24 protein-coding genes are annotated in these 25,563 nt (G+C 66.7%); 17 read left to right on the top strand and 7 right to left on the bottom strand.

Annotated elements, in window-relative coordinates; all coding sequences use genetic code 11:
* Nucleotides 1-14 precede the first annotated feature (14 nt).
* From AC1C2N_RS06420 to AC1C2N_RS06390, 7 genes are all read left to right on the top strand, one after another.
* Nucleotides 15-1,610, top strand: a complete 1,596-nt coding sequence (locus AC1C2N_RS06420) for a peptide ABC transporter substrate-binding protein (RefSeq protein WP_495433320.1) — start codon at nt 15-17, stop codon at nt 1,608-1,610.
* Nucleotides 1,611-1,656: 46 nt separating this feature from the next.
* Nucleotides 1,657-3,063, top strand: coding sequence for a M14 family zinc carboxypeptidase (locus tag AC1C2N_RS06415; protein WP_495433319.1), 1,407 nt, complete (start codon nt 1,657-1,659; stop codon nt 3,061-3,063).
* Nucleotides 3,060-3,995, top strand: a complete 936-nt coding sequence (locus AC1C2N_RS06410) for an ABC transporter permease (protein ID WP_495433318.1) — start codon at nt 3,060-3,062, stop codon at nt 3,993-3,995. The genes AC1C2N_RS06415 and AC1C2N_RS06410 overlap by 4 nt, the downstream gene beginning before the upstream one ends.
* A complete protein-coding gene (locus tag AC1C2N_RS06405; RefSeq protein ID WP_495433317.1) occupies nt 3,985-4,875 on the top strand; it encodes an ABC transporter permease in 891 nt (296 codons plus the stop codon). The genes AC1C2N_RS06410 and AC1C2N_RS06405 overlap by 11 nt, the downstream gene beginning before the upstream one ends.
* Nucleotides 4,876-4,901: 26 nt before the next feature.
* Complete coding sequence (locus AC1C2N_RS06400; protein WP_495433316.1) at nt 4,902-5,447, top strand: GbsR/MarR family transcriptional regulator; 546 nt, start codon at nt 4,902-4,904, stop codon at nt 5,445-5,447.
* Between the two features lie 2 nt (nt 5,448-5,449).
* The gene (locus tag AC1C2N_RS06395) at nt 5,450-7,120 is read left to right on the top strand and encodes an ABC transporter ATP-binding protein (protein ID WP_495433315.1); all 1,671 of its coding nucleotides are present in this window, start codon (nt 5,450-5,452) and stop codon (nt 7,118-7,120) included.
* Nucleotides 7,121-7,288: 168 nt separating this feature from the next.
* A complete protein-coding gene (locus AC1C2N_RS06390; protein ID WP_495433314.1) occupies nt 7,289-8,896 on the top strand; it encodes a M20/M25/M40 family metallo-hydrolase in 1,608 nt (535 codons plus the stop codon).
* A 615-nt stretch (nt 8,897-9,511) separates the two neighbouring features.
* Here AC1C2N_RS06390 and AC1C2N_RS06385 read toward each other — a convergent pair.
* Nucleotides 9,512-9,961, bottom strand: a complete 450-nt coding sequence (locus tag AC1C2N_RS06385) for a hypothetical protein (RefSeq protein WP_483406415.1) — start codon at nt 9,959-9,961, stop codon at nt 9,512-9,514.
* Nucleotides 9,962-10,370: 409 nt separating this feature from the next.
* On the opposite strand from AC1C2N_RS06385, the gene AC1C2N_RS06380 reads away from it, so the two are divergent.
* The 3 genes from AC1C2N_RS06380 (at nt 10,371) to AC1C2N_RS06370 (ending at nt 14,744) form a co-directional block, all read left to right on the top strand.
* On the top strand, nt 10,371-11,375 hold the full coding sequence (locus AC1C2N_RS06380) for a diacylglycerol/lipid kinase family protein (RefSeq protein WP_495433313.1): 1,005 nt from the start codon (nt 10,371-10,373) through the stop codon (nt 11,373-11,375).
* 512 nt (nt 11,376-11,887) lie between these two features.
* On the top strand, nt 11,888-13,705 hold the full coding sequence (locus AC1C2N_RS06375) for a hypothetical protein (protein ID WP_495433312.1): 1,818 nt from the start codon (nt 11,888-11,890) through the stop codon (nt 13,703-13,705).
* Nucleotides 13,706-13,799: 94 nt separating this feature from the next.
* Nucleotides 13,800-14,744: an LLM class flavin-dependent oxidoreductase gene (locus tag AC1C2N_RS06370; protein WP_495433311.1), complete on the top strand. Its 945-nt coding sequence runs from the start codon at nt 13,800-13,802 to the stop codon at nt 14,742-14,744.
* Between the two features lie 190 nt (nt 14,745-14,934).
* Here AC1C2N_RS06370 and AC1C2N_RS06365 read toward each other — a convergent pair whose 3' ends face one another.
* Nucleotides 14,935-15,708, bottom strand: coding sequence for a VOC family protein (locus AC1C2N_RS06365; protein ID WP_495433310.1), 774 nt, complete (start codon nt 15,706-15,708; stop codon nt 14,935-14,937).
* Between the two features lie 230 nt (nt 15,709-15,938).
* On the opposite strand from AC1C2N_RS06365, the gene AC1C2N_RS06360 reads away from it, so the two are divergent.
* The gene (locus tag AC1C2N_RS06360; protein ID WP_108963473.1) at nt 15,939-16,187 is read left to right on the top strand and encodes a hypothetical protein; all 249 of its coding nucleotides are present in this window, start codon (nt 15,939-15,941) and stop codon (nt 16,185-16,187) included.
* Between the two features lie 36 nt (nt 16,188-16,223).
* Here AC1C2N_RS06360 and AC1C2N_RS06355 read toward each other — a convergent pair whose 3' ends face one another.
* Nucleotides 16,224-16,706 (bottom strand): SRPBCC family protein, encoded by a 483-nt coding sequence (locus AC1C2N_RS06355; protein WP_495433309.1) that lies wholly within the window; start codon nt 16,704-16,706, stop codon nt 16,224-16,226.
* Nucleotides 16,703-17,110, bottom strand: a complete 408-nt coding sequence (locus tag AC1C2N_RS06350; RefSeq protein WP_495433308.1) for an ArsR/SmtB family transcription factor — start codon at nt 17,108-17,110, stop codon at nt 16,703-16,705. The genes AC1C2N_RS06355 and AC1C2N_RS06350 overlap by 4 nt, the downstream gene beginning before the upstream one ends.
* 119 nt (nt 17,111-17,229) lie before the next feature.
* On the opposite strand from AC1C2N_RS06350, the gene AC1C2N_RS06345 reads away from it, so the two are divergent.
* From AC1C2N_RS06345 to AC1C2N_RS06330, 4 genes are all read left to right on the top strand, one after another.
* Complete coding sequence (locus tag AC1C2N_RS06345) at nt 17,230-17,709, top strand: nucleoside deaminase (protein WP_495433307.1); 480 nt, start codon at nt 17,230-17,232, stop codon at nt 17,707-17,709.
* A 117-nt stretch (nt 17,710-17,826) separates the two neighbouring features.
* Nucleotides 17,827-18,174 (top strand): hypothetical protein, encoded by a 348-nt coding sequence (locus tag AC1C2N_RS06340; protein ID WP_495433306.1) that lies wholly within the window; start codon nt 17,827-17,829, stop codon nt 18,172-18,174.
* Nucleotides 18,175-18,183: 9 nt separating this feature from the next.
* On the top strand, nt 18,184-19,221 hold the full coding sequence (locus AC1C2N_RS06335) for a PHP domain-containing protein (protein WP_495433305.1): 1,038 nt from the start codon (nt 18,184-18,186) through the stop codon (nt 19,219-19,221).
* Between the two features lie 131 nt (nt 19,222-19,352).
* Nucleotides 19,353-20,351 (top strand): SDR family oxidoreductase, encoded by a 999-nt coding sequence (locus tag AC1C2N_RS06330; RefSeq protein WP_495433304.1) that lies wholly within the window; start codon nt 19,353-19,355, stop codon nt 20,349-20,351.
* 65 nt (nt 20,352-20,416) lie between these two features.
* Here AC1C2N_RS06330 and AC1C2N_RS06325 read toward each other — a convergent pair whose 3' ends face one another.
* The gene (locus tag AC1C2N_RS06325) at nt 20,417-21,613 is read right to left on the bottom strand and encodes an MFS transporter (protein ID WP_495433303.1); all 1,197 of its coding nucleotides are present in this window, start codon (nt 21,611-21,613) and stop codon (nt 20,417-20,419) included.
* Between the two features lie 254 nt (nt 21,614-21,867).
* On the opposite strand from AC1C2N_RS06325, the gene AC1C2N_RS06320 reads away from it, so the two are divergent.
* Together AC1C2N_RS06320 and AC1C2N_RS06315 are read left to right on the top strand one after the other, a co-directional pair.
* Nucleotides 21,868-22,293 carry a DapH/DapD/GlmU-related protein gene (locus tag AC1C2N_RS06320; protein WP_483406427.1) on the top strand — a complete coding sequence of 142 codons (426 nt, stop codon included), beginning with the start codon at nt 21,868-21,870 and terminating at the stop codon, nt 22,291-22,293.
* 181 nt (nt 22,294-22,474) lie between these two features.
* A complete protein-coding gene (locus AC1C2N_RS06315) occupies nt 22,475-23,284 on the top strand; it encodes a TspO-related membrane protein (RefSeq protein WP_495433301.1) in 810 nt (269 codons plus the stop codon).
* A gap of 329 nt (nt 23,285-23,613) precedes the next feature.
* Here AC1C2N_RS06315 and AC1C2N_RS06310 read toward each other — a convergent pair whose 3' ends face one another.
* Nucleotides 23,614-24,462: a 3-methyladenine DNA glycosylase gene (locus AC1C2N_RS06310; protein ID WP_495433299.1), complete on the bottom strand. Its 849-nt coding sequence runs from the start codon at nt 24,460-24,462 to the stop codon at nt 23,614-23,616.
* Nucleotides 24,463-24,515: 53 nt separating this feature from the next.
* Nucleotides 24,516-25,520: a sugar phosphate isomerase/epimerase family protein gene (locus AC1C2N_RS06305; protein WP_483406430.1), complete on the bottom strand. Its 1,005-nt coding sequence runs from the start codon at nt 25,518-25,520 to the stop codon at nt 24,516-24,518.
* Nucleotides 25,521-25,563: the final 43 nt, after the last annotated feature.

Here is a 25,563-nt window from a genome sequence, read left to right as displayed (position 1 = left end):
CCTGAGGAGTAGACATGAGTTTTTCGAAGAAAGCCGGGGTTGGTGCTGCGGCGCTCGTCCTCGCTCTGACCGGTTGTTCGACCGCGGCGACGGATGCCGGAACCGACGATGGCGACACCATCGTCGTCGCCATCGCCGAGCCCGACCACCTGACCCCCGGAAACCACTACTCGTCTTACGAGGTTCTGGTGACGGTCTTCAGCCCGCTCATGTCGATCGAGGACGACGGCACGCTAGAGCCGCTCCAGGCTGAATCTGTCGAATCGGACGACGCCGTCACCTGGACGGTGACCCTTCGCGACGGCTGGACCTTCCACAACGGCGAGCCTGTCACGGCCCAGTCGTACGTCGACGCCTGGAACTACGCGGCGTACGAGCCGAACGCCTGGGTCAACGCCGGCCAGCTCCGTAACATCGTCGGCTACACCGAGCTGAGCCCCGGCGACGGCAGCGAGCCCACCGCCACCGAGCTCAGCGGGCTGAAGGTCGTCGACGAGACGACCTTCACCATCGAGCTCAAGACGGCTGACCGTCAGTTCCCCGCCCAGCTCACCGCCGGCCAGACCGGTCTCTACCCGATGCCGGAGGAGGCCTTCGAGGACCTCGAGGCGTATGACCGCCACCCGATTGGCAATGGTCCGTTCCAGCTCACCGGCGCGTGGGAATCCAACAAGGACATCGTCGTCGAGGCATTCGAGGAGTACGAAGGCCCCGAGCCCACCCTCGACGGCGTCACCTTCCGGCCGTACCTCGACACGGCGGTGGCATACACCGACGCCCTCGCGGGTGAGGTCGACATCGCCGCCGTCCCGGCAAACAAGGTCGCGGTCGCCGAGAACGACTTCGGTGACAGGTTCCACGCCCTCGATGCACCTGGCGTCGATTTCCTCGCCTTCCCCGGCACCGACCCTCGCTTCGATGACGTCCGCGTGCGCCAGGCCATCTCGATGGCCATCGACCGCGACGCGGTCAACGAGGCCATCTACGGTGGCACCCAGATCCCGTCAACGTCACTGACCTCACCGACCATGCCGGGAGACCCCGAGGGGATCTGTGGCGAGTTCTGCGAGTTCGACCCGGATGCCGCGAAGGCACTCCTCGCTGAGGCTGGCGGTTTCGAGGGAACCATGGAGATCGCCTTCGTCGGCGGCTGGGGACAGGAAGACCTCTTCGAGGCCTACGCCAACCAGATCCGCCAGAACCTCGGCATTGAGGACGTCGTCGCAGCACCGTCGACCGACTTCGCCGAGTTCACCGCCCGCGTCGAGTCCGGCGACATCAAGGGAATGGCCCGCGGACGCTGGGGTGCTCTCTACCCCAGCCAGCAGGACACCCTGCACGCGGTCTACACAGCCGCCGGCGACGGCAACTTCGCCACAGGCGGTTACTCCAACCCCGAGGTTGACGCACTGCTCGCCGCAGCGGATTCTGCTGAGACGCTCGAGGAATCGTATGCAGGTTACGAGCAAGCACAGGCCCGTATCCTTGAGGACTTCCCGGTCATTCCGACCTTCGGAAACCGCTACATGTACGCGACGAGCGAGAAGATTGCCGACCTGCACTCCGTCGCAGGCAGCGTTCTGATGAGCCGCGTCGAACTCGCGGAATAGATTCACGACCCACCACCTGCACCGAAATCAAGGGAACACCAAACCAGTGGAAACATCTGCGACCCTCGGTCGCGAGAACCAGGTCGGCTCGCCGGAGAACATCCTCCGGCGGGCCGGCTCGGTCCCCGAGTACACCACCTTTCCTCCCATGGATGAGCTCACCGCTCGGTTCGAGAAGCTCCGCGGCGAACACCCGCAGCTGATCTCTGTGCAACGAATCGGTACCAGCCGGCTCGGCGACGCCCTCGAGATGTACTCGATCGGCGATGGGCCCCTGTCGCACCTCGTCGTTGGCGGTGTGCATCCGAACGAACCGGTCGGGGCGTGGACCGCTCTTCACCTGCTCGAGCAGCTCGCCACCGACGACGACCTCCGCATCGGACTCGGCGCGCGCTGGAACATCGTCCCGTGCATCGACCCCGACGGCGCCCGTCTCAACGAGGGCTGGTTCACCAACCCCGGCGACCGCGGCAGTTACGCACGGGCGTTCTACCGTCCAGCCCCGAACGAGCAGGTCGAATGGACCTTCCCGTTCAGCTACAAGAAGGCGTACTTCGACGCCATGCTGCCCGAGACCCAGGCTCTCGCCCGGGCAATCGACCTCACCAAACCCGACCTCTATGTCGCCCTGCACAACGCGGAAATGGGCGGCGTCTACTACTACCTCACGCGCGACGTTCCCGAGCTCTACGAACTACTCGCCGCCGTGCCCGAGAGCCTCGGCCTCCCGCTCGACAAGGGTGAGCCCGAGGGCGGCCACCTCAAAGAACTGGCCCCCGCGGTCTTCATCACCGGCAGCCTCGAGGAGGTTTACGACTGGGTCGAATCCCTCGGCGGCGATCCCTTCCCGCCCGGCTCCGGCGGCAACGCGTCGAGCGACTACGCCCTCAGGTACGGCACCCTGTCGTTGATCGCCGAGCTTCCGTACTGGAAACACCCGGATGCCGACAACACTGAGCCCACCGACGAGACCTACTCGGCCCTGCTCGCCCGCACCGGAGAACAGTTCGTCGATTTCGGTACCGCGCTCATCGAGCTGCTCGCGGAGGCCGAGCCCCTGCTCACGATCGACACGCCCTTCCTCCGTGGCTCGCGCGCCTTCGTGCCGATGATGAAGGCCACCGGCGAGTCCAACATCGCGAGATCGCGACAGCCGGAGGCCCAGCGACCGGCGACGGTGGCCGAGCGGTTCGGCTGCGAAGACCTCGTCCACATGTTCCGGCTGCGTTTCGGCGGGATGCTGCTGCGCGCGTTCGAAGCGGAGGTGAACGCCGGCACCGCACCGGCGGAACTCCGCCGAATCACCGAACGGATGCTGTCGCTCTATACCGGATGGCAGCGTGAGGCCGCAGATGCAGACAACGCGGAGGTCATCCCGATCTCCTCGCTCGTCGGTGTCCAGTACGGGGCTATTCTCGCCGGGGCGGCCCACTTCGCAGGCACCCTGACATGAGATTCGGGCTCTCGGCGCTGCAGAGGATCGGTGGTCTCGCCATCGTCTTCTTCGGGGTGACGTTCATCATCTATTACTCGGTGTTCGCCCTGCCGGGAGACCCCATCCGTGCACTCGCCGGCGACAAAGCGCTCTCCGACGGCATCATCCAGACGCTGCGCGACAAGTACAACCTGGACGCACCGCTGTGGGAGCAGTACACGAGTTACATCGGCGGCCTGCTTCGCGGCGACTTCGGCATCGACTTCCGTGGCCGCCCGGTCGGCGACCAGATGGCGGCACGCTGGCCGGTCACCATCACCCTCGCACTCACCGCCTGGGCGCTCGAGGTTTTCATCGGACTCGGGATCGGCGTCGTTGCCGCTCTCAAAAAGGGCACCTGGATCGACAAGGGGCTGCTCGCCGGAACCGTCATCGCGAGCTGCATCCCGGTCTTCGTCCTCGGCGCCCTCGCCCAGCTCATCTTCGGTGTCCGGCTCGACCTCCTGCCCGTCGCCGGCGTCTCCGCGGGCTGGCCGGTCTCGTACATCCTGCCGGCCGCCGTCATCGCGATCTTCGGGCTCTCCGCCGTCTCGCGGCTCATGCGCGGTTCAATGCTCGAGAACCTCGGCGCAGACTACGTGCGCACCGCCCGCGCCAAGGGCCTCGGCGAGGGCCGGATCGTCGGCGTGCACGTCATGCGCAACTCCCTCATCCCCGCGTCGACCTACCTCGCCACTGACCTCGGCTACCTGCTCGGCGGCACGGTCATCATCGAGGGCATCTTCAACCTCCCCGGCGTCGGAAACCTGCTGTTCTCGGCGATCCGCATCCACGAGGGCCCGACGATCGTCGGCATCTCAACGGCGCTCATCCTGATTTTCCTCGTCACGTCGCTTCTCGTCGACGCGCTCCACGCCGTCCTGGATCCGAGGGTTCGCTATGGCCGATAATCTCCTTTCCCGCCCGGCAGCAGCCCCGGCGTCGGCCCGATCGGCGGGCAGGCGGGTGCTCAGGCAGCCCGGATTCTTCATCCCGGCTGCCGTGCTTCTCCTGCTCCTCGCGATGTCGCTGTTTCCCGCTCTCTTCGCCGGACTCTTCGGCAACGGGGATCCCCGGGCGTGTGACCTCAGTAACAGTGCGCAGCCGCCCAGCGCCGGGCATCCGTTCGGCCTCGACCTTCAGGGCTGTGACATCTGGGCCAACGTGATCTACGGCACCCAGACCTCGATCTCGGTCGGCGTGCTCTCCACCGTGGTGTCTGTACTCATCGCCATCACCCTCGGCACGATCGCCGGCCTCTACGGCGGCTGGGCCGACTGGCTGATCTCGCGCCTCACCGAGGTCTTCCTCGGCTTCCCGTTCCTGCTCGCCGCGATCATCGTGCTCGCCGGGGTCGGCGAACGCACCGTCCTCACCGTGAGCATGGTGCTCGCGATCTTCGGCTGGCCGACCATGGCGAGGCTCGTGCGCTCGAGCGTGAAATCGATCCGATCGAGTGAGTATGTGCTCGCCGCACGCACCATGGGACTCAGCCAGGCCCGCATCATCCTGCGCTACATCCTGCCGAACGCGCTGTCGCCGGTGCTCATCCTCGCCACCATCGCGATCGGCGCCGTCATCGTCGCCGAGAGCTCGCTGACCTACCTCGGCATCGGCCTCGAACCGCCGGTGATCTCGTGGGGCCTGCAGATCGCGGCGGGCTCCCGCGCCTTCCAGACGGCGACGCACATTCTCATCTTCCCGTCCGTCTTCCTCGCAGTCACCGTGCTCAGCGTTATCGTTCTCGGTGACACCCTGCGTTCCGCGTTCGATCCCAAGCGGCAGCAGTGACACCGGCGTCGACGAAAGGACACCCTGTGAGCGACACAACGGATGCAGCGGATGCCGCAACGGCGTCGGGCGCTGACGCTGACGAACGTGAGATGGCGCGTCGGCAGTTCGCCGAAGACCTCAGCATCATCTGGGAGGGGGCAGGCACCAACCGCATGGACGGCCGCGTTCTCGGGTACCTGATGATCATGGACCGTCCGTTCATCTCGTCGGCGGAGCTCGCCGCCGCACTGCACGCCAGCGCCGGTGCCGTGTCGATGGCGACCCGGCGGCTGCTCGACACGAACTTCATCAGGCGCCACTCGGTGCCCGGCGATCGCAGCCACTACTTCCGCGCCGAGGAAGACCCGTGGGGCAGCTTCCTCGCCACCGAGAAGAACCACTTCGACCGCGAGATCGAGGTGATCGAAGACGCTCTCGAGCTGCTCGGCCCCGATGAATCAGCCGCACGCATCCGACTCACCAACGGCCGCGACTACCTCCACTGGATCCACGGCTACCACCACAAAATGCTCGCCGACTGGCAGGCACACAAACACGAGCGTGACGCCCGCGCCTCGGCAAAGGAGTAACAGTGGCAGCTGACGCCGGAGCATCCATCGAGACACCCACGCGCGCACCGCTGCTCGCGGTTCGCGACCTCACCGTGACGTTCGACGTCGATGGCGAGACGGGTGTCGGAGTGGACTCAGCGAGCTTCGACGTCGGCCGTGGCGAGGTCGTCGCCATCGTCGGAGAGTCCGGCTCGGGCAAGAGCGTCACCGCGATGAGCGTGCTCGGGCTGCTTCCCGGCAACGCAACAGTCACCGGGTCGATCCGGTTTGACGGCCGTGAACTCCTCGGACTCAGCAACACCGCGTTGCGCAGCGTGCGCGGCGCCCAGATCGCGATGATCTTCCAGGACCCCCTCGCCGCGCTCAACCCGGTCTTCACCGTCGGGTTCCAGCTCAGCGAAGCCGTACGCGCCCACGACAGGAAGCTGTCAGCGGCCGACGCGCGTGCCCGGGTGATCGAGCTGCTCACCCTCGTCGAGATCCCCGACCCCGAGTCGCGCCTCAAGTACTACCCGCACCAGTTCTCCGGCGGACAGTGCCAGCGCATCGTCATCGCGATGGCCCTCGCCCGAGACGCCCAGCTGCTCATCGCCGACGAGCCGACGACAGCGCTCGACGTCACGGTGCAGGCCGAAATTCTCGACGTTCTCCGGCGGATGCGCGAACGACTCGACAGCAGCATCCTGATCATCACCCACGACATGGGCGTCGTGGCCGACCTCGCCGACCGCGTCGTGGTGATGAAGAGCGGTTCTGTGGTCGAGTCGAATACCGCACGCGGGTTGTTTCAGTCGCCGAAGGCGGCGTACACAAGAGACCTTCTTGCGGCGGTACCCCGGTTCGGCGAGCGCGGTGACACCGCGATAACGGATGAGGCCTCGAGCGCCGTTCTCGACATCCGGAACCTGATTGTTCAGTATGGGAACCGGCTCTCCGGGTACTCCCGCGCCGTCGATGACATCACGCTCTGTGTCCGCAAGGGCGAGATCTTCGGGCTCGTCGGGGAATCCGGCAGCGGCAAGACCACGATCGGCCGGGCATCGATCGGGATGGCGCCGATCGCCAGCGGCACCATCGAGGTCGGCGGCATCCGCGTGGACACACGGAACCGGGCCGACCGACTGCGGATGCGCCGCGGCGTCGGAGTAGTGTTCCAGAACCCGGCGACGTCGCTCAACCCGCGGTACTCGGTCGCGGAAACAGTGGCTGAACCGCTGCGCGTGCACCGCCGCATGGCCGGGAGCGAGCTGCGCGACCGCACCGACGCACTGCTCGAGTCGGTCGGGCTCGACGGTCGCTGGCGCGACCGGTATCCACACGAGCTGTCGGGCGGGCAGCGGCAGCGGGTCGCCATCGCGCGGGCCGTATCGCTCGGGCCTGACCTCCTCATCGCCGACGAACCGACGAGCGCGCTCGACGTGTCAGTGCAGGCACAGGTGCTCGACGTGTTCCGAGAACTGCAGGAGCGACTCGGCTTCGCCTGCCTGTTCATCAGCCACGATCTCGCGGTCGTCGACACACTCTGCGACCGCGTCGCCGTGATGAGCCGCGGCACGATCATCGAGCAGGGTGGCTGCGACGAGGTGCTGAGCTTCCCGCAACACGACTACACACGCACGCTCATCGCATCCGCTCCCGTCCCCGATCCGGACGAGCAGCAGCGGCGGCGCCTGGCGCGACTCGCGGGCTGAAACCGCCCTACTTCCGCGTGATTCCGCGGTCCCCCAGGCAGGGGACCGGACGAGAGGGATGCTCAGCTCACTCTTCCCCTGCCCCCGTTCAGGGGTCTAGTCTCTGGAACACTGTGCCGGGGTCACGAGTCCCGGTGTAACTGTCACTCTCCAATGAAGGGGCAATACATGTATCAGAAACGCAAGGTGGGATCCGTGTTCACGGCGGCCCTCGCGACCGGCGCATTAGTCGCCGTCAGCTTCGCAGGGCCCGCATACGCCGGCGGGGGCAAGGGGCCCGGGCACGGCAACGGGGGTGGCGGCCACGGTCACGGCCACGGCAACCCGGCGGCCAAGTCGGCCTCCGAAATACTGAGGAAGGCTGTTACAGCCGACGGCATCACGAAGCACCTCCAGGCGCTGCAGGACATCGCCGATGCCAACGGCGGCAACCGCGCCGCGGGCACACCCGGCCACGTCGCCTCGGCGGACTACATGGAGGCCAAGCTCAAGAAGGCCGGCTACACCACCTGGCGGCAACCGTTCAGCTACGTCAAGAGCGTGGTGGACACCGCCGCGCTCGAGCAGGTCTCACCCAACCCCCTGACCTACGGCTACCAGGTCGACTTCCTCGAGGCGAGCAACGCATCTGAGGGCGATGTCACCGCTCCGGTGCAGGCTGTCGACGTGAACCTCACCGGGAACCGGGCATCAACAAGCGGTTGCGAGGCTACCGATTTCGCCGGATTCACCGCGGGCAACATCGCCCTCGTGCAGCGCGGAACCTGCGAGTTCCGGGTCAAGGCCGACAACGCCCTCGCGGCGGGAGCGGTCGGAGTGATCATCTTTAATCAGGGCACCGTCACGGGGAGTGACGACCGTACCGGTCTCTTCGCGGGAACGCTGGGCGACACGATCTTCTCACTGCCGGTCGCGACGACCACGTTCGCGCTCGGTGAGCAGCTCGCGACGACCGCTGGCGCCGAAGTGCGACTCGCGTTTGACGCGCACGAGGAGACCATCAACACGTTCAACCTCCTCGCCGACAGCAGGGGTAACGCCAACGAGACCGTCGTCGTCGGCGGACACCTCGACAGCGTTCTCGAAGGCCCGGGCATCAATGACAACGGGTCGGGAACCGCGGCGATCCTCGAGACAGCGCTGCAGATGTCGAAGAAGAACCTCACACCGAAGAACAAGGTGCGTTTCGCGTTCTGGAGCGGGGAGGAAGACGGACTGCTCGGCTCAGAGCACTACGTCGCGCAGCTGACCGATGCTGAGATCCAGCAGCACGCACTCAACCTCAACTTCGACATGCTCGGATCGACCAATGCGGTGCGCTTCGTCTACGACGGCGATGGGGACACGTTCGCGGTCAACCCCAGCCCTCCTCCTGGCTCTGACGTCATCGAGGACACGTTCAACGAGTACTTTGCCTCCCAGGGACTCGCGACGGCGCCTACCGCGTTCGACGGGCGCAGCGACTACGGCCCGTTCATCGCGAACAACATTCCTGCCGGCGGACTGTTCACCGGGGCCGAGAACATCAAGACTGCTGAGCAGGCGGCCATCTTCGGCGGCACCGCCGGTGAGCCGTACGACCCGTGCTACCACGCGGCGTGCGACGACATCAACAACATCGATCCCGTTGTGCTGGAGCAAATGGCGGACGCTCTCGCGCACGCCACGGCGACCTTCGCTGAGACCAAGACCAAGAAGCACGGCGGTAAGGGTCACGGCAAGGGACACCACTACACCGACCGTTGGGACTACAAGGGTCCGCGCGGAAACCGCTAGCTGCACCTCTCGCTGAGCCGGGGCCCGTCGCATTAGTGCGGCGGGCCCCGGTTTTGTGTGGGTGGATTTGGGCGGGGCGGATGCCGCATGCGTGTCGTGGCCCGCGGCATCCGTTCATCCGACCCAAATGCCGACAGACCCACTGCAAACCCGACATCCGCGACGGATGACGCCCGGCCGACCCCCACTCCATCCGTTCATCCGTTCATCCGACCCATATGCCGACAGACCCACTGCAAACCTGACATCCACGACGGATGACGCCCGGCCGACCCTCGCTCCATCCGTTCATCCGACCCAAATGCCGACAAACCCACCGCAAACCCGACACGCACGACGGATGACGCCCTGCCGACCCCCGCTCCATCCGTTCATCAGACCCAAACGCCGACAGACCCACCGCAAACCCGACATTCGCGACGGATGACGCCCGGCCGACCCCCACTCCATCCGTTCATCCGACCCAAATGCCGACAGACCCACTGCAAACCTGACATCCACGACGGATGACGCCCTGCCGACCCCCGCCCCATCCGTTCACCCGAACCAAATGCCGACAAACCCAACTCACATCCGACATTCGCGACGGATGAATGGCGCTCGCTGCTTCGCGGGCTACATCCCCGCTTCCGAGGACGGCGCGAGCCGGCTCGGCGGTTCCTCCCCCTCGAACCAGCCCAGCCAGCCGCCCTCGACGGGCATGATCTCGTACTCGTCACACACGGTGACCACGGCGGGACGTTCCGCAGCGGCCGTCCACGTCGCGGTCAGGACGGGAGCGCCCTCCCGTGCCCGCTCGACGCAGTCCCCCTCGGGCGGGCTCGACGTCGTGACGCGGATCACCGACAGTCGCCCATCTTTTGTTTCGAGCGAACGGATGTCAGTGGCATCCGTCGGAATCCACCCGGGCATATCGCCGGAGGTCCAGTGCTCGACCGCGGCGTCATAGGTCGCGAAGAGCGCCTCGCGGGAGTTACTGAGCACGTCCTTCACGGAACACCCACTGAGCGTGAGGGCGACGAGGGTGGCGGCCGCGACGGCGGGGAGAGAGCGGTGTGTGAGCATGACTCCAGTCCAGCGGCCGCGCGCGCACCGCGAATCGGTCCCGGGGTTGATCCGGGGTCCACCGGGAGGATGAACCTGAGGTGAGCACCCCGGCGCGACGCTGCCCACGGAACCCGGGGTGAGCGCGCCGGCGACACCGCCCCAGTCCCAGCCCCATCCCCACCACGTCCCCACCCGGCATCCGACCCCTCCCCGACCGGCCCCACGCGGCATCCGCCCCATCCCCACTCATCCACTCCGCCCACGCGGCATCCGACCCGCCGAATACGACATCCGCCCCAGCCGCCACGGCACATCCGCACCGCCCAAACGCGGCATCCGCGCGCTTCCCATAGCAGACGCGGCGGCATCCGTCCCTTCTCGACCGGGGGACTTGCGCAACCGGGTCCGAACCAGTCACGGTGAGATCGTGAGCACAGAAAGCGCAGGCAGCGCAGACACTTCAGACACCTCAGGGCAGCAATTCGCCGCTGTCGTCTACAACCCGATCAAGGTCGACATCGACGCGATCAAGGAGGCCGCGGCCCGCGAGGCGGCGGAGGCGGGGTGGGCCGAGACCCGCTACTACGAGACTTCCGTCGAGGATCCGGGTGGCGAGGTCACGACGCAGGCCCTCAACGACGGCGCTGGCATGATCATCGCGGCTGGCGGCGACGGAACTGTGCGCGCGGTCGCTGAAGCCATGTCCGGCGCGAAGGTGCCGATCGCATTGCTGCCGTCAGGCACGGGCAACCTGCTCGCGCGCAACCTGAACCTCACGCTCGACGACCTCGATCACTCGCTGCACTCGGCGTTCAGCGGCAAGAACCGCCCGATCGACCTCGCGAAGATCGACATCGAACGCTCCGGCGGCGCCATCGACCACCACGCCTACCTCGTCATGGCGGGTCTCGGCCTCGACGCGAAGATGCTCGCGAACACCGACGAGGAGCTCAAGGCCAAGGTGGGCTGGCTCGCGTACGTCGGTGCGATCGGCAAGGCCCTCACCGACAAGAACTACCTGCGGATGCGGTACCAGGTGGGCAGGGAGAAGCCACGGGCCGTGCGCGCGCACACCATCATCATCGGTAACTGCGGCTCCCTCATGGCCAACGTTGTGCTGCTTCCGGATGCCGCCGTCGATGACGGTGAGCTCGACATCATCGTGCTGCGGCCAGAGGGTTTCGTCGGCTGGGTGCAGATTTTCGTCAAGGTGATCTGGGAGAACGGCGTGCTCCGTCGCACCAAGCTCGGTGAGAAGCTCGTGTCGCCCGACGTCAAGGCGCTCAACTACTTCCGCGGCGAGAAGCTCACCGTGAGACTGAGCCGGGCGGAGCCGATCGAGCTCGACGGCGACGAATTCGGCGAGGCAACAGCGCTGAAAACCTGGGTCGAGCCGGGCGGACTGCTGGTGCGGGTTCCCGCCGACTCCTGACCGCTGGCCACGCGGCATCCGCTTTACGGAGCTCGCCCACCGAGCGCTACAGCTCCATGTTCAAGCTGCAGAAGTAACTGCAGCGCAAGCATGGACGTGCCGCGCTCGACGGCGCGCGGCATCCGCTTTACGGGACTCGCTCACCGAGCGCTACATATCCCTGTTCAAGCTGCAGAAGTAACTGCAGCGCAAGCATGGAAGTGCAGCGTTCGACGGCGCGGCTGCCCCGCCCACCCCTCGCACGGAGGCCGGTGCGCGCCACCCCTCGCACCTGCCAGACCGACGCGACTCGCACAGAGGCCAGCGCGCTCTACCGACCCGCGGCATCCGCTCGACGGAGCGTGCCACCACGCGCTACAGATCCATGCTCAAGCTGCAGAAGTAACTGCAGCCCGGGCATGCAAGTGCAGCGCTCGACGATGGGGCCGCCCCGCAACACCTTGAGGGCACCAGCTCCGCCGACACCCGCGAGCGGATTGGTGACCTCCGCCCCCGTGACATACCGTGGAGGAATGACCCGCCCGAGCCGCTTCCGCACCGCGGCGGCGCTCGTCGTCGGAGTCGTCGCTCTTACCGCGTGCACGCCGTCGGGGGCGTCCGAAAAGGCGGGGACCGCGACGGTAACGACGAGTCCGGATGCCGCGCTCACGGTGCTCGCGGACACCGACGAAAGTGCGGCGTCGATTGCCACCAGCCGCGCCCTGTTCGAGACCGCACCACTCGTAGTCGTCGCGTCGGCCGGAGCCGCTGAGGCACAGAACGTTGCCGCTCGGGCAGCGGTCGCGCTCGGGGTGCCACTCCTCATCGACGCCCCGGCGGCCGTGCCGGTAGCTGGCGATGACGAAACCGAAACGACGCCCTCGGCCGGCTCCCCGGCAACACCTACGACTGAGCCCCCGGCCGGCTCCCCGGCCACACCTACGACTGAGCCCCCGGCCGGCTCCCCGGCAACACCCCCCGCCGACACCCCGGCCGAGTCCCCCACCGACTCCCCTGCCGCCCCAAGCCCGCTCGACGACGAGCTCACCCGGCTCGACACGACCACCGCGGTCGTGGTCGGCGACGCGGCCGGGGCATCCCTCGACGAGTCGCTCACCGTCGTCCAGGTCGAGGCGACCATCAAGGCCGCGAGCGCAACCATCGGCCACACGCTCGCCGAACCCGCCTCCGCAGACCCCGCGACGTTCGCCGCCGAGATCGCGGCCCTCGAAGCAACCACGGCGACCGACACGACCAACACAGGCGGCACCAGCACTCCGAGCGCCGACATCCCCAACCTTGAGCGCCCCGCCCCCATCGACGACACGGCGGCCATCGCCATCGACGGCGCCGCCCAGCTCGCGTCCATCGCGACCGCCCGCTCCGCCGGCATCCCGGTGCACCTGCTCACCGGGGGTTCCGCGAATCCGCAGGCGAACGCATCCGTCATCGACGCCCTTCACGCCTCGAAGACCGAGAAAACCCTCGCGATCGGTGCCGCATTCGGCGCAGAACCCGCGCTCGACTGGAAGGTGCGCACCGCACGCAGCGGCACCCAGCTTCCCGGTGGAGGCCAGCTCCTCTTCGAGAACCACCAGTTCGTCGCCATCTACGGAACACCGACCACCTCGGTCCTCGGCGTTCTGGGTGAGCAGGATGCCGCTGGCTCGGTCGAGCGCGCCAGGCAGGTTGCGGCGCCATTCCAGGCGCTCACGCCGAAGACTGTTGTGCCCATGTTCGAGATCATCGCGTCGGTTGCCGCCGGAGGCCCCGGTGATGACGGCAACTTCTCCAACGAGCTCTCGCCGGAGTCGCTGAGGCCGTGGATCGACGCCGCCGCCAACGCGGGCATCTACGTCGTGATCGACCTGCAGCCGGGCAGGACGGACTTCCTCACCCAGGCGAAGCAGTACCAGTCACTGCTCGAACTGCCCAACGTCGGGCTCGCGCTCGACCCTGAGTGGCGCCTCGCCCCCGACCAGCGTCACCTCCACGACATCGGCTCGGTGTCAGCGGCAGAGGTGAACTCCGTCACGCACTGGCTCGCCGCCCTCACCAACGAGAAGGGCCTGCCCCAGAAGATGCTCGTGGTGCACCAGTTCCGCCCGAGCATGCTGACCGACCGGGAGACGCTCGACCTGAGCCGGCCCGAGATCGGGATGCTCCTCCACGTCGACGGCCAGGGCGGCCAGCCCGACAAGCAGGCGACCTGGGCGAACCTGCAGAAGGATGCCCCGGCTGGCGTCGCGTGGGGATGGAAGAACTTCTACGACGAAGACGCTCCCATGCTCACTCCCGAGCAGACCATGTCGCAGGTGCACCCGACCCCGGAGCTCGTCACCTACCAGTAGGTACCTGTGATCGGCCGGCAACCGGCGCCGCAATCCGCAACACCGCGCCGCACACTGCCGCCCTCGACCCGACCCGCTGCCATACGCTCGAGGCATGACGACAACGACGACGCCACGTATCGGAGTGCGGTTCGAACCGGACTGGGCGCCGGAGCGCCTGCCCGAGTTCGCACGGTGGGCAGAGGATGCCGGGTTCGACGAACTCTGGTTCAGCGAGGACCTGCCCTGGGCCGGCGGGATCACCATGGCCGCGACGGCCCTCGCGGTCACCTCACGCATCTCGGTCGGCATCGGGCTGCTCCCCGCCGTCACCCGCAACGTCGCGACCGCTGCCATGGAGATCGGCGCGCTCGCGCGTCTCGCACCCGGTCGGGTGATCATCGCGCTTGGCCACGGCATCCCGTCCTGGATGGACGAGATCGGTGCGAGCGTGCCCAAGCCGCTCGCGGCGCTCGAGGAGACAACTCTGGCGCTGCGCCGACTCCTCGCCGGTGAGACCGTCACCGTTGACGGGACCCACGTCCACCTCGAGAACGTCACACTGGGCTTCCCGCCCGCCGAACCACCGAAGGTCTTCCTCGGCACGACGGGCCCGATCGGGCTCCGGGTCACCGCGCGCAGTTCCGACGGGCTCCTGCTCCCTGAACTTGCCGCGCCGGATGCCGTCCGCTGGGCACGCGAACAGATGGCGTCAGCAGGCGGTCACGGAGAAACCCTCCTCCTCGCGATGACGAGCATCGGCGACGATCGCGACCAGGCCATCGCTGAGGTACGTTCGCGGGTACAGCGGCTCATCGACTTCGGCGTGTTCGGCCGCCTGACCGAGATCGCGGGTCTCGGCGCCGAAGGCAGTGGCGAGCTCACCGACGACATCCTGCAGTCGCTCGCCATCGGTGGCACGCCGGCCGACGCGGAGCGCACTGTCGCCGCCTGGGTTGAGGCCGGTGCCGACCGCATCATCCTCGTCGCGGGCGCCGACGATCCGATCGCCAGCTACCGCCGCTTCGCCGACGACGTGTTCCCGCTGATCGGGCGGTGAGGTCCAGGCATCCGCTCCCGCGCTGTTCCAGTCGCGCGATTACGTCGAATGGGCCCGCATTCGACGTAATCGAGCGACTGGAATGGAAACTCGCCCTCACGCGGGCCGTTCGCGCGCAGCAAATGCGCGGAATAGCATCCGCGAATCGCGGCTTTTGGCGCATCCGAACGCAAACCCAAGCGATGGGCCGCTACGAGAACGACATGAGCCGCAGTACCGCACCGGTCGGGTCAGTGACCGAGGCGATGCGGCCGTACGGGGTGTCCGTCGCGGCATCCTTCGGGGTGGCACCGAGCTCGAGCGCCTTCGCCACCGTGGCGTCGACGTCGTCGGCGCCGAAGTACACCGCCCATGAGGCCGGCTCTCCCTCGGCGAGGTCGCCCTTCGCGTCGTAGATCCCCGCGAACGCCTGGCCGTCACGCTCGAAGGTCTTGTAGCGGAAGTCGTCACTTTCGCCCTCGTCCCTGAGGGTCCAGCCGAACGCCTTCTCGTAGAACGTGACGGCCTTCTCGAAGTCCGACGCGAGCAACTCGCACCACACGGGCGCTCCGTGCTCCCGCTCGACCTGGAACCCCGTGTGCTCACCGGGTTTCCAGTAACCGACCGTCGCGCCGGTGGCATCCGTCGCGAACCCCATCACGCCCATGTGCGGAACGTCCATCGGCTCGAACATATTCTCCCCGCCGGCCTCGGCGACGGCCGCGGCTGTTGCCGAGGCATCCGTTGTCAGGAGGTACACCGACCAGGAATCCGGGTAGTGGGCGTCCTCCTGCTTTTTCATGGCGCCGGCGACGCGCCTGCCGCTCAAGTTGAAACTCACGTACCCGCCGTAGAGCACGTCATCGCCGATCTCGGCGTCCCAGCCGAAGAGTTCACCGTAGAACTCCTGCGAGCGGGTGGGGTCCGAGGTGGTGAGTTCGAGCCAGCAGGGCGCCCCCGGCGTGTTCACCGTGATGTCAGGCATGCGAAGTCCCTTCGTCCGTGTGTTGTCGGTCAGGGTACTCCGGCAGATTCGGTGCGGCTAGGGCGGATCGGCGGTGCTCACACGCCCGGTCCCGATGTTTCGGGCGGTCAATCCGGGTGCCCATCCACCTATGGACGACGGACCCCTCGGTTCTCCTCCCGAAAAACGGGCATCGGCCCAAACGGCACGTGGCAAGCTGGAGGAATGCTTCCCTTGAGCCCCACATCCGCATGCTGAACGACGAGGCGGTCGAGTTCCTCCGCGGCACCACGGAGGGCACCCGGGTGGTCATCCGTTATTCACTCGATGACGGTCAGGCGACGGATGCCCTCGGCTGGTTCATGCGAGGAGACGACACCGCCTGCGTCATCGCGGGCAAGCGCGGCATGGAGACCGTCCGGTTCGACCGGGTCATCGCGGCGAAGGAAGTGCCGCCACCGCCAGCGCCTCGCTCACCCCGGCGGAGAGACGGCTACTGAAGCGAGGCAGTCGGAGGCGCTGGCGAGCGGCATTCCTTACGCGGAGACCGGCGTCGCGAGCAACTCATCGAGCTGCTCGTAGCCCTCATTGACGCCCTTCTCCATGCCGGACTGCACCATGCCGTCACGGTTCTCCAGACTCGGGTACACGCTGTGCCCGGTTACGCGGGTGCGACCGTTGCCCAGGTCCTCGAGGCTGAGGAACTCGAGGCTGATCGCGCCGGGAAACCCCTCAAACTCGAAGGTCTGCACGATGCCCTTCTCCGGTGACGCGGAGTGCACGACACCGTTGAACCAGTACTCCTCGCCGTCGACGCGGTGTGCATAGCGGTAGCCGCCACCGGTCGTGATGTCCCAGCGCTCGATGTCCATGACATAGCCACGGGGGCCGAGCCACTGCAGGACGAGCTCGGGTTCGGTGTGTGCCCGGTAGACGGCCTCGAGGGGCGCATCGAATTCGCGGACGATCTCGATGAACGGCACTTCGTCCGGGACGGTGATCGTGGTTGGATTCGTCATCTCTCTTCCTCTCCTTCTTCCTCTTTCTCTTTCTGTGGGTGGGTGACGTGTGTGCCGGCAAGGACCTCGTCGAGCCGGCGGAAGCGTGATTCGGCGGTAAGCCGGTAGGCGTCGATCCAGGCGGTGAGTTCTTCGAGCGCCTCGGGGACCAGCGCGGCGGGTCGGCGTTGCGCGTCGCGCGAGCGACTGACCAGTCCGGCCTGCTCGAGGACAGCGATGTGCTTCGATACCGCCTGCTTGGTGATCGCGAATGGCTCGGCGAGTTCGTTGACGGATGCCGGTCCCCGGCTTAATCGCGCGATGATCGCCCGGCGCACCGGGTCGGCGAGCGCCATGAAGGCCCGGTCGAGCCGCGCGTCAGCGTCGACGGCGGCGTCCGGATCAACGGCGGGGACTGAAAGCATTGTCAACCTTTTTCTTTATCAACCGGATGGTTGTTAACAAGGTAAGACTGCCCTCTCCGCCCGTCAAGAGTCACGCCCGGAATCCTCCGCAGGAACTCTCACTGTGGTACCTCTGGATTATGTTCGAATCCGGTGACCGTGCAGCATCCGCTTACCTCAACGAGGCCGTCGCACTCGCCGTCGAGAACGTGACGGCGGGTGGTGGGCCGTTCGGTGCGGTCGTCGTGACGGCGGACGGCGGCGTGTACACCGGCACGAACCAGGTGACGGCCCTGAACGATCCAACTGCCCACGCCGAGGTGATGGCCATCAGGCGTGCGTGCGCGGATCTCGGCACCTTCGACCTCACCGGGGCGACGCTCTACGCGAGCTGCGAACCGTGCCCGCTCTGCGTCGCGGCATCTCTCTGGGCCCACGTGGACGCTGTGATCTTTGCCGCCGATCGGTTCGACGCCGAACGGGCGGGCTTCGCCGACAAGCGGTTCGACGACCACTTCGACAAGGTAGCGCCCGCGATCGCCGTCATGCCCGGCGTCGCCGAGCGGCCACTCGCACCGTTCGAAGCCTGGGCGACCAAGGCCAACAGAACGGAATACTGACCGCCACGACAAGGGGGTTGTGCCACGCCGACGCTGTCGCGTTTGCTTGATGAGCCGTGCTGCGCGGCCGACAGACCGCAACGAACCGGGGATGATGCCCCGCGGGAAGGAGCCGAGATGGCTGTGAAACTCAACGACAAAGCATTTCGTCACGCGAAGAGCCTCGTCACGAAGGGCACAGTGGTCCGCGATGAGCGAGACGACTGGAGCGAGCATGCGCCGACACCCGACGAGGAGAACAAGTTCATCGAGAAGGAGAGCTGGGCGGAGTACTCGAAGTGGCACCTCGGCGTCGACGACGAACACCCCGACGACACCAAGGGGCACTACAAGTTCCCGATCGGCGACTTTAAGAAGGTCCACCGCTGTGCGGTGATCTCGGGCGAGAGCCGCGCCGGCCAGTATGACTATGACGACATCCGGGATGCCCTCGGCACGCTCCTGAAGAAAGTCGACGAGGACTGATCGCGCGCCATGACATCCGCCACGACTCCCGCTCTCACTCCGGCCGAGGCGCTCGACGAGATCGCGTTCCTCCTCGAGCGCGACCTCGCGTCGCCGTACAAGACGAAGGCTTTCCGCACGGCCCTCGCGACGATCGAACCGCTCGGTGACGACAAAGTTGCGGCCGGGGTGGCCGACGGAAGCCTCAAGCGCCGCAAGGGCATCGGTTCGACCACCTGGACCGTGATCGAGCAGGCGGTTTCGGGCCAGGTCCCCGACTACCTGGCCGACCTTCGCGAGCGGATCGGCGGCCCGGTGACCGAGGACGGCACCGAATTGCGCGCTCAGCTCAAGGGCGACCTGCACAGCCACACCCTGTGGTCCGATGGCACAACCGACCTGGCATCCATGGCGCGCACCGCCCAGCGGCTCGGTCACGATTACCTCGTGGCGTCAGACCACTCGCCGTCGCTGCGCGTGGCCAACGGGCTGAGCACCGAGCGACTCGAGGAACAACTGACCGAGCTCGAAGCGCTCAATGAGGGCTTCGAGGACTTCCGGATGCTGTCCGGCATCGAAGTAGACATCCTCGAAGACGGAACCATCGACCAGTCAGACGAAGTGCTCGACCGGCTGGACGTCGTCGTGGCGAGCGTGCATTCCAAACTGCGGATGCCGTCGGGCGAGATGACGAAGCGGATGCTCGCCGCCATCCGTCACCCGCACGTCAACGTGCTCGGGCATTGCACCGGCAGGCTTGTGCAGGGCGGGAGGGGGACGCGCCCACAGTCGACGTTCGACGCCGCGGCTGTCTTCGCTGCGTGCGCCGAGAACGACGTCGCCATAGAGATCAACTCGCGCCCCGAGCGACAGGATCCGCCGGATGACCTGATCCAGCTCGCGCTGGACGCCGGGTGCCTGTTCAGCATCGACAGTGACGCTCACGCTCCCGGCCAGCTCGGGCTGCTCGATCTCGGAGCGGCTCGCGCCGACGCGCTGGGTGTCCCGGCTGAGCGGATCGTCACGACCTGGCCGCTCGACCGGCTGCTCGAGTGGAGTGGCGCCTAAACCAACGGACCGCGGAGCTTTTAACCCACCGACGATGTTTTGGCCACCCGTTGACCGCAAAGCGCCGGAAGCGCACCGTTGAGCCAGCACAAGTCGAACCAGTCCGGTGCCGGATGTGAAGGAGAACGCAGATGTCGTCAAAGACCGTAGTCGTGATCACAGGCGCGTCGAGCGGAATCGGCCGGGCGACAGCCCTGCGCTTCGCCGCCTGGGGTGCAACAGTCGTGCTCGCGAGCCGCAGCGCGGAGGCACTTGCCGCCCTGGCTGGCGAGTGCAGGGACGCCGGAGGTGAGGCACTCGCGGTGCCCACGGATGTCACGGATGCCGGACAGGTCGAGCTTCTGGCCCGAACCGCGGTCGCCCGGTTCGGCGGGATCGACGTGTGGGTCAATAACGCGGGGGTTTCGGCCTTCGCACCGTTCCTTGAAATGCCGCTCGACGACTTCCGTCGCGTGCTCGACGTGGACATCCTGGGCTGCGTCTACGGCGCCAGGGCAGCCCTGGCCGTGATGGCGAAGCAGGGAAGCGGCTCCCTGATCAACGTGGCGTCGATCGTGGGCGAAGTCCCGCAGCCGTACACAGCGCCATACGGCATGTCGAAGGCTGCGGTGCGGGCCCTCGGGGTGAGCCTCAGGTCCGAGCTCGCACTATCGAAGCACAAAGGTATTTCAGTGTCGACGATCATGCCCGCGACCATGGATACCCCGTTCTTCCGCCACGCCGCGAACTACACGGGCCGTGAAGTGGTGGCCATGCCCCCTGTGTACAGCCCCGACCTCGTGGCCAGGGCGATCGTCAAGGTGTCGAAGAAACCGCGTCGCGAACTCGTCGTCGGTGGCGCGATCGCCAAGGCGATGGTCGCTCAACACCGCAAGACGCCCGCGGCTGTCGAGACGCAGATGGCCCTGCAGACGGACAAGACGCACCTGTCCCGCACCAAAGATGCCCGGCCGACGCGGGGAACCCTCTACTCACCGCCACCGGCAACGGATGCCGCAATCACCGGCGGTTGGGGCGGGAGCGAGCGCGAAGACCGGCGGAAGACGATCGGCACTCTGCTCGCAGCGGCCCTCGGCGTGTGGCTCGCTCGTCGCTTCGTCGAGAGCCGGGCGGAGGAACGCGGCGACTGAGCCGCGCTATACCGCGCGAACGCGCGGCGCGAGCTCAGGCACCGCGCGAACCAGCGATCGACGGGTCAGACCGCGATCGGCATCGGACGGAACTTCCGGTACCCGTGCAGGAAGTGGTAGAGCACGCCCGCGAGCAGCACCATGACGGCGAGAAGGCCGTACATGCCGTGGAAGCCCGTCAACGGGAGCAGTGAGCCCAGCACGAGCGGACCGAAACCGATACCGGCGTCGGTCATGAGGAAGAAGGTCGAGGTCGTCACACCGATGCGGTGCCGCGGAGACATCGTCACCGCAATCGCCTGCGCGCACGGCATGAGGGCGCCGAACCCGAAACCGATGAACACCGCCGAGAACGCGAGGACGACGCCGTTGGGCGAGTAGGCCAGCAGGGCGAGTCCGATCGCGAACGAGAGCAGGGTCGGATAGACGACGGCGTTGTCTCCGAAGCGGTCCTGGATCCGGCCCATGAAGAGCCGCGAAATCAGAACGACGACCGCGTAAACCAGGAAGAAGGCGCTGGCGGCGGCGACCATGTCCTCTGCCCGTGCGAAGGAGTTGAGGAACGAGATGATGCCGGAGTAGCCGACGGCAGCCACGAACATGACAGCACCGATCGACATCGCGGCAGGCTCGAAGAGGTCGCGCGGGCGCATGCTCCACCGCGTTGCGGCGTGTTCGGGTGTCGGCGGGTGCTCCGGCAGCTTGAGGAACAGGGCAAGAACGAGTCCGACGGCCGCGCACGCGGCACAGACGGCGAACAGAGCCTCGTAGGTGGCGTATTCCACGAGAACAACGGCGAGAAACGGGCCAATCGCGGTCGCGAGCGTCATCGAAATGCCGAAGTATCCGGTGCCCTCACTCCGTCGGTGGGCGGGGATCAAGCTCATGACGGACGCCGAGATCGCGGTGCTCGCCGCACCGAAAGCCATACCGTGGATGGTCCTGATAATCAGCAGCAACACCAGGCTGTCAGCGGGGATGTACAGGATGCCGGCGATCACATAGACAATAAGCGCGATAACCAGCATCCGTCGCCGACCGACGAAGTCGAGGAATTTGCCGGCGAAGATCCGGGCGATGAGTGCACCGATGATGAAGGTGCTCGATGCGAGCCCCGACGCGGTGTCTGATGCGGAGAAGCGCTCGACGGCGTACAGCGCCATCGTCGTCATCAACAGGTAGAACACCATCGAGACGAAGAAGTTCACGAGCACCGCGAGAAGGAATCGGGGCGTCCACAGTTTTGAGTTGGTGTCGATCACAGGTAAATCACTTTCATGTCCAGGGACTACGCACCACTGGAGATGACGAGCCGAAGGACGATTTTAGCGCTCAATCCTGAGGACGCTGCTCAGGGAACGCCGGGATACCGCGGCCAGGGCGGCTGCCGCGGCGCTGCGGAGCGCCGAAACTGGCAGGTCGCTGAGTAGGAGGAATCCACAAGCACTACCGCGTGTTGTTTGAGGTAGCGCACAAAGTCCGCCTCATTCTGCGGGCAAGGGCGCCGAAGGAGATCATGAGCAAAGTATTTGAAGAGATTGAGTCCCGAGAGGGCGAAATCGCGAAGTACCGTCGCCACAGCAACGGTCGCGGGTTCGTCGCATCAACGGCCAAAGTAGACCCGACCACATTCCTTGATGCAACCGCGTACGTCGAGCCCGGTGCCCAAATCGCCGGTCGCTGCTGGATCGGTGCGGGCAGCTGGATCGACCGTGACGCGGTACTGTCACCCGGTGTCTTTGTTGGCGCCAACGTGCACGTCGGCGCTGGTGCCATGATCGGAGTGGGCGCCGAGGTCGGCAGCCACTGCCGCATCGGAGCCAACGCGAAGATCGGCGCCGGGGCCCACATCACCCGAGACAGCACAATTGCAGCAAACGCTGTCGTCCCCAGCGGTCGTGGCGCAACGCGTGTGCCCGACCACATCACGCGCGCCGCGTAGGCCGCACCCCCAGACCCCCAACACCCCATTCCCGAAACGGATGCCGCGAGCCGGCATCCGTTTTTTCGTGCCATCAGGAGAAAGTCACGCACCTCCGAAAGGTTGATTCGCTCCGGATCCTTCGTTGTTAGGGTCGGAAATGCGCTCGACGCACGCGGGCGCCGCAACCGGGGGAAGAGCCATGAAGCACAATGACCGACTTCGACAGATCATCGTTCTCGTCAGCGCGATCATTGCGCTGATCGGGGGCTTCATCGGATCGGGAGCCGCTGGCGGCACGCCTATCGCCGAAGCGTCTGGCGGCGCACTGTCGGCGGATGCGACACCGGTCGCACCCGACGGACCGGCCTTCGGCATCTGGTCGGTGATCTACGCCGGGCTCCTGGCGTACGCGATCTGGCAACTGCTCCCCGCGCAGAAAACCGCGGAACGTCATCGCCGCCTCGGTTATCCGATCGCGTTGTCGCTCATTCTCAACGCGGCGTGGATCCTCAGCGTGCAGTTCGACGTGCTCTGGGCGAGCGTTCCGGTGATTGTGCTGCTGCTGATCGTGCTGATTGTGGCGTTCCGTATCACCCTCGCGAGTCGGCCAGCCAATATCGTCGACGCCATTGTGACCGACGGCACGGTCGGGCTCTACCTCGGCTGGGTGGCCATCGCGACGGTCGCCAACACGGCGGCGGTGCTCGCCGCCGTCGGATTCGACGGGTTCGGCCTCTCCCCCGATGTGTGGGGGGTCATTCTCATTGTCATCGCCGGGATCATCGGTAGTGCGCTTGCCCTGTACAGCAAGGGCCGCCTCGCGCCGACCGCAGCGCTCGGCTGGGGAATCGCCTGGGTGGCCGTCGGGCGCCTCGCTGGCGACTTCATCTCGCAGCCGACGGGCATCGCCGCGATTGTTGTCGTTGTGGTGCTCGTTGTGGTCACCGTCGTCGCGCGGGTGCGTGCGCCGCGGCCGCTGCCGCTGCCGCTGCCCGAGCGAACTCGCTGAGAGCTGCCACCCGCGGTTTCGGGCGGTAATTCGGGCGGCCCGCCACCAATATGACCGCGGACCCCACGATTCTCCTCCCGAAACTGCGCCGCCGCCCGGACAACCCATCCGCTCACCCAGCTACCCGGTCAGACACGGTTCGTCGGCCCCGTTCCGTTCCGTCCGTCACCAGCGGCTCAACGGCCCGCTCCGTCCGTCACCACGGTTTCGGGCGGTAACTCGCGAGGCGCATCCGCAATACAACCGCGGACCCCACGATTCTCCTCCCGAAACTCCGCCGCCGGCCCGGCGCACCGGACGAGCCACCCCGCCAGCCCCGCGGCGCACGGCTACGCGGGCAGCGCGACAGCCCGAGCTACCCGGATCGCCGCGACCACCCTGTGCCTCAGCGCGTTCGAGCGGTCGGCGAACGCGCGCTGCTGGCGCACGTACTCGGCCTTGCCCTCCGGCGTCTCGATCGCGACCGGATCACCGGCCCACGGCGACACGTCGTACGGTGACGCCCGCATGTCGAGCCAGCGGATGTCGCGGGCCAGGTCGAACGCGTCGAGCAGCACGTCGCCGGGCACGAGCGGGCCGAGTTTGGCCGCCCACTTGTAGACATCCATGCCGGCGTGCAGGCAGCCGGGCTGTTCGAGCTCCGGCTGATTGTCGCGGGTCGCGTCGAAGTGCGAACACCCGATGCGATGCGATTCGACGACCTCGTCGGTGCCGTTCTGCCCGAGCCGCAGCGGCACGTCGTGCCTGTGCGCCCCCTGCCGGTAGACCATCGCCCACTCGTGCAGTCCGAAGCAGCCGAACTGGCTCACCCTGGCCGCGGTCCGGGAGAGAAGCCGTTCGATGAAGTCGACAGTGGCGGACTTCGCCGCAAGAAAAGCCGCCGCGTCGACGTCGACCGCGCCGGCGGCATCCGTTCGATACCAGCGCCAGCCGGCTCGCTCGAACTCCCCCGCATCGGCGAGCGCCACGCCAACGCCCGGGTGCCACCGCCGCAGGTGGGCGGGTTTCACCGGGTAGTAGGTGAAGAGGAAGTCGTCGATCGGATGCTTCTCGCCACGTTGCACCCGTGCTCGCCAGTCGGCGGTGAGGGCATCAGCACGCTCGACGTGCGCCAGCTCGCGCGCCTGCCACTCGGCGCGTCCGAGGAGCGCGGCAGGGGCGGTGAGAGTATCGGGCACCCTTCGAGGGTAACTCGCCCGACCCCTCACCACGCCGCTGCCGGAGCAGGAACCTAGTTACCCGTGCTGAACGCGGCGTCGAAGGCCGCATCCGGAGCGGGGAAGGCGAACTTCCGGACGAACTCGAGCGCCTCGGGTGCCCCGACCAGGCGGTCCATGCCCGCGTCTTCCCACTCAACCGAGAGCGGGCCGTCGTAGCCGATCGCGTTCATCATGCGGAAGGCGTCTTCCCAGGGAACATCGCCGTGTCCGACCGAGATGAAGTCCCAGCCACGGCGCGGATCCGCCCACGGGAGGTGCGACGAGAGCCGCCCGTTGCGACCGTTGCCGAGGCGCTTCTTCGTGTCTTTGCAGTGCACGTGGTAGATCCGGTCCTGGAAGTCCCAGAGGAACGCCACGGGGTCAATGTCCTGCCAGACCATGTGCGACGGGTCCCAGTTGAGGCCGAACGCTTCACGGTGACCGATGGCATCCAGTGCCCGCACTGTCGTCCAGTAGTCGTACGCGATCTCCGACGGGTGCACCTCGTGCGCGAACCGCACGCCGACCTCGTCGAACACGTCGAGAATCGGGTTCCAGCGGTCGGCGAAGTCCTTATACCCGGCCTCGATCATCTCCTCGGACGCCGGCGGGAACATCGCGACGTACTTCCAGATCGCCGAGCCCGTGAACCCCGTGACCGTCTTCACGCCGAGCTTCGCCGCGAGCCTCGCGGTGTTCTTGAGCTCCTCGGCAGCGCGCTGCCGCACGCCCTCGGGGTCGCCGTCGCCCCAGACGGCATCCGACACGATGTCGCGGTGCCGCTGGTCGATCGGGTCGTCGCACACGACCTGCCCCTTGAGGTGGTTCGAGATCGTCCAGACCTTGAGGTTGTGCTTCTCCAGCAGCGCGAGCTTGCCCGCGACATACTCCTCGTCATCCCAGCGCGACGGGTCGAGGTGGTCGCCCCAACAGGCGATCTCGAGCCCGTCATAACCCCACTCTGAGGCGAGGCGCACGACCTCTTCAAACGGCAGGTCGGCCCACTGGCCGGTGAACAACGTGACAGGACGGGTCATGAATTTACTCCTTGGTCAATGCGATCGAGAGAACGGATGCTCG

This window comes from Mycetocola sp. Y791 (genome assembly GCF_059445325.1).
This window is presented reverse-complemented; position numbering and strand designations above follow the sequence as displayed.